This is a genomic window from Streptomyces clavuligerus, from assembly GCF_005519465.1.
Lineage (GTDB): Bacteria > Actinomycetota > Actinomycetes > Streptomycetales > Streptomycetaceae > Streptomyces > Streptomyces clavuligerus.
On record NZ_CP027858.1, the window covers coordinates 2544717 to 2558983 of the forward strand.

The window sequence follows — 14267 nt, forward strand, 5'->3', positions numbered from 1 at the left end:
TTCGGGGACTCCGGCCGCGCCCTTCACGCACCCCGATACAAGGAGCCACAGGACATGGCCGACTCCAGTTTCGACATCGTCTCGAAGGTCGAGCGGCAGGAGGTCGACAACGCCCTCAACCAGACCTCGAAGGAGATCGCGCAGCGGTACGACTTCAAGAACGTCGGAGCGTCGATCTCCTGGTCCGGCGAGAAGATCCTGATGCAGGCGAACTCCGAGGACCGGGTCACCGCGATCCTCGATGTGTTCCAGTCCAAGCTGATCAAGCGGGGCATCTCGCTGAAGGCGCTGGACGCGGGCGAGCCGCAGCCGTCCGGCAAGGAGTACAAGATCTTCGCCACGATCACCGAGGGCATCTCGCAGGAGAACGCCAAGAAGGTCGCGAAGGTCATCCGTGACGAGGGCCCGAAGGGCGTCAAGGCGCAGGTGCAGGGCGACGAGCTGCGGGTCACCTCCAAGAGCCGGGACGACCTCCAGGCCGTGCAGGCGCTGCTGAAGGGGCAGGACTTCGACTTCGCCCTCCAGTTCGTGAACTACCGGTGAGCTGAAACCACCGGTGGCCTGACCCACCGAGCCGGACGGCTCCCGGTGTCCGGTCCGCGAGGGCGGAGCGGGCACCAGGAGCCGGGGGCGGTGCGCCCGGGGGCGACGTCCGAATCCCGCCAGCGTGCGGGCTGCCGACGGCGCAGACTCGAAGGCGTGGGGCGCGGGATGCCCCGGAGCGCGAGAGAGGCAGGGCCATGAGCACCGGAACCGGCACCGGCGGGGACGCAGTGACGCTGTACACGACCACCGAGAGCCCCCTGGGCACCGTGCTGCTCGTGGGCGTGGAGTCCGCGACGGCACCGGGCGGCACCGCGCTGGTCTCGCTCTCCGTCCCCGGGCAGAAGGGCGCGGCGGTCGTCCGTCCGGACTGGCGCCATGGGCCCGGCGCCTTCGCCGAGATCGAGGCGCAGCTCCGCGCCTACTTCGCGGGCACACGGACCCGTTTCGCGATCGAGTGGGCCGAGGTGGCTCCGGGGGCTGCGGCGCCCACCGCGTTCCAGCGGCGGGTCTGGCGGGCCCTGGAGGAGATCCCGTACGGGACGACCACGACCTATGGGGAGATCGCCCGGCGGGTCGGTGTCTCCGGGGCGGCGGTGCGGGCGGTGGGCACGGCGATCGGCCGGAATCCGCTGCTCGTGGTGCGGCCGTGCCATCGGGTCATCGGTGCCGACGGCGCGCTGCGCGGCTATGCGGGCGGGCTGGAGCGCAAGGAGTGTCTGCTCGCCCTTGAGGGCGCGCTCGGATCATGAGCGCGGCGGCCGGACCGGGAGGCGGTGCCCCGCGGCCCGGGGGCTGGGGCGGCACGGACGGGTCCGGGGGCGCCCCGGACGGTGAGGGGCTGTTCCCGCTGCCGGTGAGCGGCCCCGTTCCGCGTGTGCCCGTCGAGATCGCTCCGGGTGCGGTGCATGTCCCGGGCTGGCTCACGGTCGAGCGGCAGCGCCGGCTGGTGGACGCCTGCCGGGGCTGGGCGCGCGGGCCGGTGCCGATGCGGCACACGGTGCTGCCGGGCGGCGGGGTGATGTCGGTGCGGACGGTGTGTCTGGGCTGGCACTGGCAGCCGTACCGGTACTCCCGCACGGCGGACGACGTGAACGGCGCCCGGCCCGCGCCGTTGCCCGGCTGGCTGGCCGGGTGGGGGCGCGCGGCGGTGCTCGCGGCCCATGGGCCCGACGGGGGCGGGTCCGCGTACGCCCCGGACACCGCTCTGATCAACTTCTATGACGACGGGGCGCGGATGGGCATGCACCAGGACCGCGAGGAGCGGTCCGCGGCTCCTGTGGTCTCCCTGAGCGTCGGTGACCGCTGTGTCTTCCGCTTCGGCAACACCCGGACGCGGGGGCGTCCGTACCTCGATGTGGAGCTGGCCTCGGGCGATCTGTTCGTCTTCGGCGGGCCCTCGCGGGCGGCGTATCACGGGGTGCCGAAGGTGTATCCGGGCACGGCCGTCCCGGGGACCGGGATACGGAGCGGGCGGCTGAACCTCACCCTGCGCGAGACCGGCCTCAGCGGCTGACCCGCCGTCCCGGCGCGCACCGGCAGGCGGGCCGGGCGCGGGACCGGGTGGTCAGCGCGGGGCGAAGGGCTGGTCCGTGGGGACGATCTCCTTGCCCAGCGGCAGCAGCGAGACCGGTATCAGCTTGAAGTTCGCGATGCCCAGCGGGATACCGATGATGGTGACGCAGAGAACGATCCCGGTGACGATGTGCCCCAGCGCCAGCCACCACCCCGCGAGGATCAACCAGAGCACATTGCCCACGCAGGACGGCGCCCCGGCGTCCTTGCGGTCGACCACGGTGTACCCGAAGGGCCACAGGGCGTAGATCCCGATACGGAAGGCGGCCAGGCCGAAGGGTATGCCGATGATCGTCAGACAGAGCAGCGCGCCCGCGAACATATAGCCCAGGAACATCCAGAAGCCGCACAGGACGAGCCATATGACGTTCAGAACTGTCTTCATGACCGAGGACCTGCCATCTGTTCGAGCCGGGCGATGCGTTCCGCCATCGGCGGGTGGGTGGAGAACATCTTGGACAACCCCTTTCCCGGCCTGAAGGGGTTCGCAATCATCATGTGGCTCGCGGTCTCCAGCCGGGGCTCGGGCGGCAGCGGGAGCTGCTTCGTCCCGGCGTCGAGCTTGCGCAGGGCGCTGGCGAGGGCGAGCGGATCACCGGTGAGCCGGGCTCCCGACGCGTCCGCCTCGTACTCGCGGGAGCGGCTGACGGCGAGCTGGATGATCGAGGCGGCCACCGGGCCGAGGATCAGGATCAGCAGCATCCCGAAGAGGCCGGGGCCGTCGTCGTCGGACCGGCCGATGGGGATCAGCCAGGCGAAATTCACCAGGAACATCACGACGGAGGCCAGTGCTCCGGCGACGGACGAGATCAGGATGTCCCGGTTGTAGACATGGCTCAGCTCATGGCCGAGGACGCCGCGCAGCTCCCGTTCGTCCAGGAGCTGGAGGATGCCCTCGGTGCAGCACACCGCCGCGTTCCGCGGATTGCGGCCGGTGGCGAACGCCTTGGGGGCCTGGGTGGGGGAGATGTAGAGCCGGGGCATGGGCTGGCGCACGGACGTCGACAGCTCCCGGACGATGCGGTAGAGGCCGGGGGCCTCGAACTCGCTCACCGGGCGGGCCCGCATCGCGCGCAGTGCCAGCTTGTCGCTGTTCCAGTACGCGTAGGCGTTGGTGCCGAGGGCGACGACGAACGCGACGATCAGCCCCGTGCGGCCGAAGAAACTGCCGATGACGAGGATGAGAGCGGACAGTCCACCGAGAAGTACGGCGGTCTTCAGCCCATTGTGCCGGCGGTGCACGGTACGCCCTCCAGGTGGTGCGGCAGGGGAACCCTTTGCTGGTGGTGCTCCACTCTCCAGTGGACCCTTCTGTACTGGTCAACGCCAGGCGAAGGGCCCCAGTTCCCTGCCGTCGCGGGGCCCGGCGGCGCCCGTTCGGGTGATCCTGGCCCGGGGCGGTGGGCCGGATCGGGGCGCGGCGGGCCGCGCCGGGCCGCGCCGGGGGCGTCGAGGAGCCGCCGGGGCCCGTCAGAACAGGCTGGTGGCCGCGGTGCGGAGGATCAGCTCGGGGTAGCCGGAGAGGACCACCGCCGCCACGGCGGTGAGGGCGATCGCCAGGGTGAGGGCGGGTGCGGCGGTCCCCGTGGCGGGCCGTGCCGCGACCGCCGTCGGCGCGGAACCGGGCCCGGCGGTCGCCGGGGGCTCCGGCCGCCCGGACCGGTCCGTCCGCTGCTGCCCCGGGGCCCGTTCCGGCTCCGGAGCGCGGAAGAGCACCGCCGTCCACATCAGGTAGTAGTACAGCGCGATGACCACGTTGACCGCCATGACGACGGCGAGCCAGCCCAGCTCGGCGTCGACGGCCGTGGAGAAGACCGTGACCTTCGCGAAGAGCCCGATGATCCCCGGCGGCAGACCGGCCAGGCAGAGCAGGAAGAAGGCCATCACCAGGGCGGTGAGCGGGCTGGTGGACGCGAGGCCCCGGTAGTCGGAGATCCGGTTCAGCGGCTTGGTGCGGGCGACCAGGGCCACCACGGCGAAGGCGCCCAGGTTCACGACCGCGTACATCAGGGCGTACGCGACCGTCGCGCCGATCTGGTCGTCGCTGGAGTACGCGGCGGCGGCCACGGGCACCAGGATGTAGCCCGCCTGGCCCACGGAGGACCAGGCCAGCAGCCGGACCGCGCTCCGGGGCCGGTCGGGGTCCTGGCGCAGGGCGGCGGCGTTGCCCGCCGTCATGGTCAGCGCGGCGAGCAGGGCCACGACGGGGCCCCAGACATCCGCGTACCCGGGGAACGCGACCACGGTCACCAGGATCAGCCCGGAGAAACCGACCGCCTTGCCGACGACGGAGAGGAAGGCCGCGATCGGCAGCGGCGCGCCCACATAGGTGTCGGGGACCCAGAAGTGGAAGGGGACGGCGGCCGTCTTGAAGGCGAAGCCGATCAGGGTCAGCGCGACGCCCGTCTTGACAAGGGTGTCGAGCTGTCCGGGGACGCTGCCCAGCTCGGCGGCGATCCGGGTGAGATGGAGACTGCCGGTGGCGGCGTACACGAAACTCACGCCGAGCAGGGTGACGGCGGTCGCGGTGACGGAGGAGAGGAAGAACTTCAGCGCCGCCTCGCTGGAGAGCCGGTCGCCCCGGCGCAGACCGACCAGCGCGAAGGCGGGCAACGAGGCGACCTCCAGGGCGACGACCAGGGTGGCCAGGTCCCGGGACGCGGGCAGCAGGGCCGCGCCGGCGGTGGCGGACAGCAGCAGGAACCAGTACTCCCCCACCGGGTACGCGCGGTGGACGCGGTGGAGCGAGAGCAGGGCCGTCAGCAGCGCACCGCCGAGCACCAGGAGCTGGATGGCGAGGGCGAAGCGGTCGGCGGCGTAACTACAGGTGTCCGCGTCGGTGGTGAGGCAGAAGGTGCGGCGTTCGCCGTCCCGCAGCGGTACGAGGGTCAGGAGCGCGGCGGTGAGGCCCGCGAGCGCGCCGACGCCCAGCCAGCGCTTGTGCCGTTCGGGTACGAAGAGGTCGGCGACCAGCAGGATCAGGGCGACGGCCGCGGTGATGGTCGGGGGCGCGATCGCGAGCCAGTCGACGGACTGGACCAGGCTTCCGTCGGCCGCGGTGGTGCGGACGGCGTCCACCGCGGTGCGGACGGCGGGATCGCCGCTGGTCGTGATCACGACTTTCCTCCTGCGAGGAGCTGCTGCACGGCCGGGTCGGTGAGGCCGAGGAGGACCGCGGGCCACAGTCCGGCGAGGACGGTGAGGGCGACGAGGGGGGACCAGGCCGCCAGTTCGTACGGGTGAACATCAGCGGGCTCGGCGGGCCCGGTGGCCGGGGCGGCGCCGGGCACGGCCTGGGCCGGGGTATCGGTGCCGGTGCCGGGCGCGGTCCTCGGTGGCTCCGGGGCGGCGGGGCGGTGGGCGCCCATGCAGACCCGGCGGACCACGATCAGCAGATAGGCGGCCGTGAGCAGGGTGCCGAACGCGCCGATCACCATGAAGGTGAGGAACGCGGGGCGGCTCAGCCCGTCCGCCGGGTCGAAGGCGCCGAACAGGGCGAGCATCTCCCCCCAGAACCCGGCGAGGCCGGGCAGCCCGAGCGAGGCCACGGCGGCGAAGGCGAGCAGTCCGCCGAGGCGGGGCGCCCGGCCGTAGAGGGCCGCTCCGGCGGCCCCGGCAAGGGTGTCCAGGTCGGCGGTGCCGTAGCGCTCCTTGACCGCGCCGACGAGGAAGAAGAGCAGGGCTGTGATCAGCCCGTGGGCGATGTTCGCGAACAGCGCTCCGTTGACGCCGGTGGGGGTCATCGTCGCGATACCGAGCAGGACGAAGCCCATGTGGCCGACGGAGGAGTAGGCGATCAGCCGCTTGAGATCGCCGCCCGCCCCCTCCTTCGCGAGGGCGAGGCAGACGAGGGAGCCGTAGACGATGCCGACGACGGCGAACGCCGCCAGATAGGGGGCGAAGGTCTGCATGCCCTCGGGGGCGATGGGGAGCAGAATACGGACAAAACCGTACGTACCCATCTTGAGCAGAACGCCCGCCAGCAGCACGGAGCCCACGGTCGGAGCGGCGGTGTGGGCATCGGGCAGCCAACTGTGCAGCGGCCACATCGGGGTCTTCACGGCGAGGCCGATCCCGATCGCCAGAACGGCGACGACCTGCGTGGACGCGGTGAGGCCCCGGCCGTTGTCAGTGGCGAGTGCCACCATGTCGAACGTGCCGCTCTTCAGCCCGATGAGGAGCAGTCCGAGCAGCATGACCACGGAGCCGAGCAGTGTGTAGAGGATGAACTTCCAGGCGGCGGGGGACCGGCCCGCGCCGCCCCAGCGCCCGATGAGGAAGTACATCGGGATGAGCACCATCTCGAAGGCGAGGAAGAAGAGCAGCAGATCGAGGACGGCGAAGGTCGCCAGGGTCCCCGATGCCAGCAGGAGCAGCAGGGCGACGAACGCCTTCGGGGACGGGCCCGTAGGCATCCGGAAGTAGCTGTAGAGCGCGCAGAGGAAGGTCAGCAGCGCCGTCAGGACCAGAAGGGGGAGGGAGATGCCGTCGACACCGAGGTGGATACGGACGTCGAGCGCCGGAATCCAGCTGATGTCCGTCGTGGCCTGCATCCTTGACGGATTGTCGTGGTCGAAGCCGATGACGAGGGCGATGGCGGCGGCGAGCACCGCGCCGGTGACGGTCACCCCGTGGCGCAGCACCGCCTGGTCGGGGTTCTTCCCGCGCAGGCCCGGCGGGGCGGGCAGCAGCGCGGCCACGGCCCCGAGGAGCGGGCCGACCACGATGAACGCGAGGAGGAACTGCATCACGGACTCGCTGATATCGATCACGGCTCACGATCCGGCGTTGACAGTGGACAGGACGACGGCGGCGGCCACCAGGACGGTGGAGCCCGCGAGCAGCCAGCTCAGATAGGTCTGCACATTGCCGGTCTGGGCCCGGCGCACCAGACGGCCCAGCCACTGGGTGCCGGTGCCCGCGCCGCGTACATAGGTGTCGACGACCTCGCGGTCGAGGAAGCGCGCCAGGTCGGCTCCGGCCTGGACCGGGCGGACGAAGAGCGCGTGGTAGACGGCGTCGAGGTGGAAGCCGGACGCGGCGTGGCGGTGCAGCGGGCCCAGGAGCAGCCGCCCGGGGTCGGCGGGGTCGGGGGCGGAGGCGACGGAGCCGAAGAGGGGGGCGTGGGCCTCGACGGCCTCGGCCTCGACCACGGACGGCGGGGCGTCCGGGTGGGCGACGGTGGCGGTGGCGGGCAGGGGGTGGCGCGCGCCGTCGCGGGCGCGCAGGGAGCGCCAGGCCCCGTAGGTGAGGAGGCCGCCGGCCAGTGCCGCGCCGGTGCCGAGGACGGCGGTGGTGAGGGTGGGTTCGAGGGGGTGGCTGTCGAACCAGTCGTCGAGGTAGCCGTAGGTCAGTCCGAGGCCGAGGGAGGGGATGGCGAGGAGCCAGAGCACACCGGTCATGGCCAGGGGCTCGCGCCCGTGGTCGGGGGCCTCGGGCCCGTGGCCGCGGAAGGCGAGGAGCCACAGCCGGGTGGCGTAGGCCGCGGTGAGCAGGGCGGCCAGCAGACCGGCGACGAGGACGGTCCAGCCCGCGCCCTGGGGGGCCGCGGTGGACTCGCCGAGCGCGGAGTGCTCGGCGGCGACGAGGACGGCTTCCTTGGAGAAGAAGCCGGCGAAGGGGGGAATGGCCGCGAGGGCGAGAAGGGCGACGCCCATCGTCCAGTAGGCGTCGGGGATACGGCGGGGCAGGCCGCTCATCCGGGACATCGCGGCGAGTGAGTTGGTTCCGGCGGCGTGGATGACCACTCCGGCGGCGAGGAAGAGCAGGGCCTTGAAGGCTCCGTGGGTGAGGAGGTGGAAGACGGCCGCGCCCCGGTCGGCGACGGCGAGCGCGCCCGCCATGTAGCCGAGCTGGCCGATGGTCGAGTAGGCGAGGACCCGTTTGATGTCGTCCTGGGCGAGGGCGGCGAGGCCGGAGCCGACCATTGTGACGGCGGCCATGACGGCGAGGACGGTCAGCGCGGCCGGGGAGGCGGCGAAGACGGGAAGGAGACGGGCGACGAAGTAGATACCGGCGGCCACCATGGTCGCGGCGTGGATCAGTGCCGAGACGGGGGTGGGGCCCGCCATCGCGTCGGGGAGCCAGGTGTGCAGCGGGAACTGGGCCGACTTGCCCGCGACCCCGGCGAGCAGCAGCAGGGCGACCAGGGTCGGGTGGTCGATGCGGCCTTCCGCGACGGCGTTCAGGACCCCGGTGATCCGGAAGGTTCCGGCGTCGGTGGCCAGGGCGAAGAGGCCGATCAGAAAGGGGACGTCGCCGAGCTTGGTGACCAGGAACGCCTTGAGGGAGGCGGCACGCGCCTCGGGCGTCTCCCAGTAGTGCCCCACCAGGAAGTAGGAGCAGATGCCCATGATCTCCCAGCCCACCAGGAGCACCATCAGATCGCCGGAGTAGACGACGAGCAGCATGGCGGCGGTGAAGAGGGAGACGAGGGCCGCGTAGGAGGGGTAGCGGGGGTCGTCCCGCAGATAGGCGGTGGAGTAGATCTGCACACAGGACGCGACGAGTCCGACGAGGACGGCGACCAGGGCGGCGAGGCCGTCGATGTGCAGGGCGAGGTCGATGAGGACCGAGCCGGTCGGCGTGAGCCGGGTGGCGGCGTCGATGGTCCCGTCCCCGCCCTGGCGCACGGCGACGACGACCGCGAGGACGGCCGAGGCCAGCGTGGGCACGATGGCGAGCGGGCGCACGAAGCCGGGGGCGGTACGGCCGGTGAGCAGTCCGGCGGCCGCGCCCAGGAAGGGCAGGAGGGGGACGAGGACGGCGAGGGTCGTGGTGGTCACGCGGGGGCCTCAGTCTTCTGCGTCCGCTGTGCCGGGGCGGTCGCGCCGGGGTCGTCGGGGGTGCCGTCCGGGCCGTCGGGGCGCTCCGCGGTGTCCCGGAGCCGGTCGATGTCCGAGGTGCCGCGGTTGCGGTAGACCATCAGGACGATCGAGAGGCCGATGCCGATCTCGGCGGCGGCGATGGCGATGGTGAAGAGGGTGAGCGCCTGGCCGGAGTGGAGGGCGTCGCGGAGCCAGACGTCGAAGGCGACGAGGTTGAGATTGACGGCGTTGAGCATCAGCTCGACGGACATCAGGACGAGGATCGCGTTGCGCCGGGCGAGCACACCGTACAGGCCGGTGCAGAAGAGGAGGACGCTGAGCACGGCGGGGTAGGCGAGGTGCATCAGCGGTCTCCCTCGGGGGCGGCGGCGCGGGGGCCGTTCCCGGTCCGGGGGCCGTTCCCCGGCAAGGCGTCGTTCCCCGACGGGGTGTCGGCCTCGGCCCGGGTGTCGGCCTCGGCCTGTTTGCGGGAGAGGACGATCGCGCCGACGAGGGCGGCGAGCAGCAGGACGGACAGTGCCTCGAAGGGCAGTACCCAGTGCCGGAAGAGGATGGAGCCGGTGACCTCGGTGGAGCCCTGGACGGGGCCGTCGAGGTCGATCCAGGTGGTGCGGAAGGCGTCGACGACCACCCAGACCAGGGCGGTCGCGGCGGTCAGGGCGACGGCGAGGGCGACCCACCGGTTGCCGGAGTCGGCGTCCGGGGAGCGGCCGATGGGTGCTCTGGTGAGCATGAGTCCGAAGAGGAGGATGACCACGACGGAACCGACGTAGATCAGTACCTGGACCCAGGCGATGAACTCCGCCGTGAGCAGGAGGTACTCGACGGCGAGCCCGCCGAGCGCCACGACCAGCCAGAGCGCGGCGTGCACGAGCTGGCGGGTGGTGACCGTCAGGACGGCCGCGCCGAAGGTGACGAGGCCGACGAGGAGGAAGACGATCTCGACGCCGGTCGGGGAGAGGAAGCCCGGGGTGTCGGCGGCGAGGAACACGGGGGTCATGCGGGGCCCTCCTCGGCGGCCTGGCCGTCGGCTCCGGCGGCCCGGTCCTCAGCATCGGCACCAGCCTCTGCCGCGGCTTCGGCCGCGGCTTCGGCTTCGGCTTCGGCTTCGGCTTCGGCGGCGAGCTTGTCGGCGGCCTTGCGGGCGGCGGCGATCTCCTTCGGCTCCTCGGCGGCGGGGTCGAGCGCGGGCGGCGCGGGCACCGTCCACATCCACTCGCGGAGCTTGTCGCGTTCATGGGTGAGTTCGCGGATGTCCGTCTCCGCGTACTCGAACTCGGGCGACCAGAAGAGCGCGTCGAAAGGACAGACCTCGATGCAGATACCGCAGTACATGCAGAGCGAGAAGTCGATCGCGAACCGGTCGAGGACATTGCGGCTGCGCTCGCGGCCACCGGGGGCGGCGGCCGGGACCGTCTCCTTGTGGGAGTCGATATAGATGCACCAGTCGGGGCACTCACGGGCGCAGAGCATGCAGACCGTGCAGTTCTCCTCGAACAGGCCGATCACCCCGCGGGTGCGGGGCGGGAGGTCGGGCTGTACGTCCGGGTACTGCGCGGTGACGGTCTTCCGCGTCATCGTGCGCAGGGTGACCGCCAGGCCCTTGGCCAGTCCGGAGCCGGGAATGGGAGCCATGATCAGGAAGTCACCACCTTCACGACGCCGGTGAGGGCGATCTGGGCGAGAGCGAGCGGGACCAGGACGGTCCAGGCGAGTTTCTGCAACTGGTCCTCGCGCATCCGCGGGTAGGTCACCCGCAGCCAGATGACGACGAAGGCGAGCGCGGCCGCCTTGAGCAGGGTCCACAGCCAGCCGAGGCCCTCGGCGCCCCAGGGGCCGTGCCAGCCGCCGAGGAAGAGGACGGTGGTCAGACCGCAGAGCACGACGATGCCCGCGTACTCGGCGAGCAGGAAGAGCGCGAAGCGCAGTCCGGTGTACTCGGTGTACGCGCCGAAGATGATCTCGGAGTCGGCGACCGGCATGTCGAAGGGCGGGCGCTGGAGCTCGGCGAGGCCCGCGACGAAGAAGACGACGGCCCCCGTGAGCTGCCAGGGAATCCACCACCACGCGAAGGCGTCCAGGATGCCGGGGAGGGAGACCGTGCCCGCCGCCATGGCGACCGAGGCCGCGGCGAGCAGCATCGGCAGCTCGTACGCGAGGAGCTGGGCGGCGGTGCGCAAGCCGCCGAGCAGGGAGAACTTGTTCGCGGACGCCCAGCCCGCCATGAGCGAGCCGAGTACTCCGGCGCCCATGACGGCGAGGACGAAGAAGATCCCCGCGTCGACGATCTGGCCGACCGCGCCACCGGGCCCGATCGGGATGGCGACGAGGACGAGGAGATAGGGGAGCAGGGCGACGGCGGGGGCGAGCTGGAAGACCCGGCGGTCGGCGTTGGCCGGGACCACGTCCTCCTTCTGCGCGAACTTCACCCCGTCGGCGACGAGCTGGGCCCAGCCGTGGAAGCCGCCCGCGTACATGGGGCCGAGGCGCCCCTGCATATGGGCCATCACCTTGTGCTCCGTCTGCCCGACGACGAGCGGGAGGACGAGAAAGGCGACGAAGACGGCGAGGAGCCGGAGGGCGACGTCGAGAGCGTCGTTCACGCGGGGTCGCCTCCGGCGGGGTCGTGGTGGTAGGGGCTCTGCGGGTCCTGCGCGCCGTCGCCCGCCTGGCCGTCGCTCCGACCGCGCGGGCCGCCCCGGCCGTCGGGCCGGGACGCGGTGGGGCCGGCCGCGTCGGCGGACTCGGCCGCGTCGGTGGGCTCGGCGGGCTCCGTCGACTCGGCGGGCTCCGCCGGAGCGTCGGCGGACCTGGTCGGCTCGGCGGGGCCCGGCTCCTGCGGGGGCTCGCCGGACGGGGGCTCGGGCTCCGCCGGAGCGGCGGGGCCGGTCCGATCGGGCCCGGTCGGCTCGGCCGGGTCGGTGGGGTCGGGGTGGAGCTTGTCCTGGGTGTCGAAGGCGGGGCGCGCGTGGTGCCACGGGGCGTCCGAGGGGCGGGACGACGGGCGCGGCTGTGTCTCGGGCGCGGGCGCCTGGCCGGCGGAACCGTCGGCCGCGCTGCGCGTACGGCGCGGGGCGGTCGTTCCGGCGGCGGGCTGGCTCGCCGAACCCTCGGCCGCGCTGCGGGTACGACGGGGCGGAGCCGCAGCCTCGGGTGCCTGGCTCGCGGAGCCCTCGCTCGCGGTGCGGGTGCGGCGGGCGGGGCGGTCCGGGGTGGCGCCGGGGGCGGTGCGGGGGGTTCGGGGAGTGCGGGCGGGGGCGGCGGGCAGTTGGCCTTTGAGGGGGCCCCACTCGTTGGGGTCGGGGACGCCGGGCGGGAGCATCTGGCGGCGCTTGGGGCCGCCGTGCTCCGACTCCCCCGGCTCCTTCGCCCCGGGCCACGCCTTGGCGACGCGGGCCGCCAGCACGAAGTCCTTGCGCAGCGGATGGCCCTCGAAACCCTCGGGCAGCAGCAGCGGCACCAGATGGGGGTGGCCGGTGAAGCCGACGCCGAACATCTCATGGGTCTCGCGCTCGTGCCAGCCCGCGCCCGCGTAGACGCCGACGGCGGTCGGGAGCACGGCCGCCTCGTGCGGGACCGTCGTCCGGAGCAGCAGCCTCCGTACCCGGCCGCCCTCCAGCGAGACGACATGGGCGCAGACCCGGAAGCCGGTGCCGGGCTCGTCGACCGCGCTGAGCCAGTCGAAGTAGGTGCAGCCGAGCCGGTCCCGGGCGGTGGTCAGCGCGCTGATCCAGGCGTCCGCGGGGACATCGACGGTGAGCAGGTCGTAGGCGTGCTCGGCGGTGGCGTCCGGTCCGAAGACCTCGGTGACGGAGTCGGGGAGACCGTCGTACGCGTTCACTTCCCGTCCCCCTTCTCCGGCTTCCCCGGCTGCTCCGGCCCCCCGGCGGGCGCGCCGGACGGCGGTGGGGGCGGGGTGACCAGCCCGCTGCGGAGCTGGTCCGCCGAGGCCCGCCCGCCGCTGCCGTAGCGCTCGCCGAGCGATTCGCGGGCGATCTTCTCCTGGAGCTTGAGGATGCCCTGGAGCAGCGCCTCGGGCCGGGGCGGGCAGCCCGGTACATAGACGTCGACGGGGATGATCTGGTCGACGCCCTTGGTCACGGAGTACGAGTCCCAGTAGGGCCCGCCGCAGTTGGAGCAGGCACCGAAGGAGATGACGTACTTGGGCTCGGGCATCTGCTCGTACAGCCGTTTGACGGCGGGGGCCATCTTGTCGGTGACCGTTCCCGAGACGATCATCAGATCGGCCTGGCGCGGCCCCGGGGCGAAGGGGATGACCCCGAGCCGGATGAAGTCGTGGCGGGCCATCGAGGCGGCGATGAACTCGATGGCGCAGCAGGCCAGACCGAAGTTGAAGACCCAGAGGCTGTAGCGGCGGCCCCAGTTCAGGACGACCTTCATGGGCTCGGGGGCGAGCCGGGAGAGCACACCGAGCCGCTGGGGCTCCGGCAGCGGAACCGGCCCGGCGCCGGAAACCGGACCGGCGCCCGGGGTCTGCCCGGTGCCCGGCACCGGGCCGGACCCCCCGGAGGCGGCGGAGGCGGGGGTCACGTCCATGCCAGGACGCCCTTCTTCCATGCGTAGAGCAGTCCCACGGCCAGGAAGCCGAGGAAGATGAACATCTCCACGAGCGTCGTCGCCCCGTACCCCGGCGCCGCGAACACGGTCGCCCAGGGGAAGAGGAAGATCGAGTCCACCGCGAAGATCACATACAGAAAGGCATAGACGTAATAACGGACCTGGGTGTGCGCCCAGCCCTCGCCGACCGGGTCCACTCCGCACTCATAGGTGAGCAGTTTCTCCGGCGTGGGCACGACGGGCCGCAGCAGCCGCCCGGCGCCGAAGGCCACCATCACGAAGAGGACCCCGACGACCGCGAGCAGTCCGACGACCGTATAGCTGTCGAAATACGCGGCAGCCGCGGCGTATCCGCCGCCCCCGCCGCCGGTACCGGCGTACTGGACATACCCGGCATGATCGGCGCGTTCCGCCGCGAGCACGGCCACGGTCGGTTCCGGCACGTCCGCCCCTCGCTCCCTGACCTCGTCGGCCTCATGGACCTCATGGATCGCCGTTCCAGCTCACTGTCACGGCTCACCGCCACGGATCGCCGTTCCAGCTCACCGGGGCGGCGGATCTCCTGGCGGCCTGTTCGGCGATCCTTTTCCGTACGGACGGGAGTCTAGGCCCTGCTAAAGGCACGGTAAGCAGTCGCGTCGGCCTTCTGGTGGGGATATCCCCACTACGCCTCACCCGAGCCACCCCATGGCGCGCGTGGGCGTCCGCCGTGCACTGTGTCCCATATGACCGTGAGCAGCACCG

15 protein-coding genes are annotated in these 14267 nt (G+C 72.3%); 3 read left to right on the forward strand and 12 right to left on the reverse strand.

Annotation, left to right across the window (positions count from 1 at the left end):
• Nucleotides 1-54: 54 nt before the first annotated feature.
• The 3 genes from CRV15_RS10435 (at nt 55) to CRV15_RS10445 (ending at nt 2059) form a co-directional block, all read left to right on the forward strand.
• Complete coding sequence (locus tag CRV15_RS10435) at nt 55-543, forward strand: YajQ family cyclic di-GMP-binding protein (RefSeq protein WP_003956490.1); 489 nt, start codon at nt 55-57, stop codon at nt 541-543.
• 197 nt (nt 544-740) lie between these two features.
• A complete protein-coding gene (locus tag CRV15_RS10440) occupies nt 741-1295 on the forward strand; it encodes a methylated-DNA--[protein]-cysteine S-methyltransferase (protein ID WP_003961498.1) in 555 nt (184 codons plus the stop codon).
• Complete coding sequence (locus tag CRV15_RS10445) at nt 1292-2059, forward strand: alpha-ketoglutarate-dependent dioxygenase AlkB family protein (RefSeq protein ID WP_003961497.1); 768 nt, start codon at nt 1292-1294, stop codon at nt 2057-2059. The genes CRV15_RS10440 and CRV15_RS10445 overlap by 4 nt, the downstream gene beginning before the upstream one ends.
• Before the next feature lie 51 nt (nt 2060-2110).
• Here CRV15_RS10445 and CRV15_RS10450 read toward each other — a convergent pair whose 3' ends face one another.
• From CRV15_RS10450 to CRV15_RS10505, 12 genes are all read right to left on the reverse strand, one after another.
• On the reverse strand, nt 2111-2503 hold the full coding sequence (locus CRV15_RS10450; RefSeq protein ID WP_003956493.1) for a YccF domain-containing protein: 393 nt from the start codon (nt 2501-2503) through the stop codon (nt 2111-2113).
• Nucleotides 2500-3360, reverse strand: a complete 861-nt coding sequence (htpX, locus tag CRV15_RS10455) for a zinc metalloprotease HtpX (protein WP_137986978.1) — start codon at nt 3358-3360, stop codon at nt 2500-2502. Before htpX ends, CRV15_RS10450 begins: the two co-directional genes overlap by 4 nt.
• 228 nt (nt 3361-3588) lie before the next feature.
• The gene (locus CRV15_RS10460; protein ID WP_003961496.1) at nt 3589-5235 is read right to left on the reverse strand and encodes an NADH-quinone oxidoreductase subunit N; all 1647 of its coding nucleotides are present in this window, start codon (nt 5233-5235) and stop codon (nt 3589-3591) included.
• A complete protein-coding gene (locus tag CRV15_RS10465) occupies nt 5232-6866 on the reverse strand; it encodes an NADH-quinone oxidoreductase subunit M (RefSeq protein WP_003961495.1) in 1635 nt (544 codons plus the stop codon). Before CRV15_RS10465 ends, CRV15_RS10460 begins: the two co-directional genes overlap by 4 nt.
• A 27-nt stretch (nt 6867-6893) precedes the next feature.
• Nucleotides 6894-8903 carry an NADH-quinone oxidoreductase subunit 5 family protein gene (locus CRV15_RS10470; protein ID WP_003961494.1) on the reverse strand — a complete coding sequence of 670 codons (2010 nt, stop codon included), beginning with the start codon at nt 8901-8903 and terminating at the stop codon, nt 6894-6896.
• Nucleotides 8900-9289, reverse strand: a complete 390-nt coding sequence (gene nuoK, locus CRV15_RS10475) for an NADH-quinone oxidoreductase subunit NuoK (RefSeq protein ID WP_003961493.1) — start codon at nt 9287-9289, stop codon at nt 8900-8902. Before nuoK ends, CRV15_RS10470 begins: the two co-directional genes overlap by 4 nt.
• Nucleotides 9289-9945: an NADH-quinone oxidoreductase subunit J family protein gene (locus CRV15_RS10480; RefSeq protein WP_003961492.1), complete on the reverse strand. Its 657-nt coding sequence runs from the start codon at nt 9943-9945 to the stop codon at nt 9289-9291. Before CRV15_RS10480 ends, nuoK begins: the two co-directional genes overlap by 1 nt.
• On the reverse strand, nt 9942-10580 hold the full coding sequence (locus CRV15_RS10485) for a NuoI/complex I 23 kDa subunit family protein (RefSeq protein ID WP_003961491.1): 639 nt from the start codon (nt 10578-10580) through the stop codon (nt 9942-9944). Before CRV15_RS10485 ends, CRV15_RS10480 begins: the two co-directional genes overlap by 4 nt.
• Before the next feature lie 2 nt (nt 10581-10582).
• On the reverse strand, nt 10583-11548 hold the full coding sequence (locus tag CRV15_RS10490; protein WP_003961490.1) for a complex I subunit 1/NuoH family protein: 966 nt from the start codon (nt 11546-11548) through the stop codon (nt 10583-10585).
• Nucleotides 11545-12786: an NADH-quinone oxidoreductase subunit C gene (locus CRV15_RS10495; RefSeq protein ID WP_009997284.1), complete on the reverse strand. Its 1242-nt coding sequence runs from the start codon at nt 12784-12786 to the stop codon at nt 11545-11547. Before CRV15_RS10495 ends, CRV15_RS10490 begins: the two co-directional genes overlap by 4 nt.
• Nucleotides 12783-13502 carry an NADH-quinone oxidoreductase subunit B gene (locus CRV15_RS10500; RefSeq protein WP_003961488.1) on the reverse strand — a complete coding sequence of 240 codons (720 nt, stop codon included), beginning with the start codon at nt 13500-13502 and terminating at the stop codon, nt 12783-12785. Before CRV15_RS10500 ends, CRV15_RS10495 begins: the two co-directional genes overlap by 4 nt.
• On the reverse strand, nt 13493-13966 hold the full coding sequence (locus tag CRV15_RS10505) for an NADH-quinone oxidoreductase subunit A (protein WP_003961487.1): 474 nt from the start codon (nt 13964-13966) through the stop codon (nt 13493-13495). Before CRV15_RS10505 ends, CRV15_RS10500 begins: the two co-directional genes overlap by 10 nt.
• Nucleotides 13967-14267 lie beyond the last annotated feature (301 nt).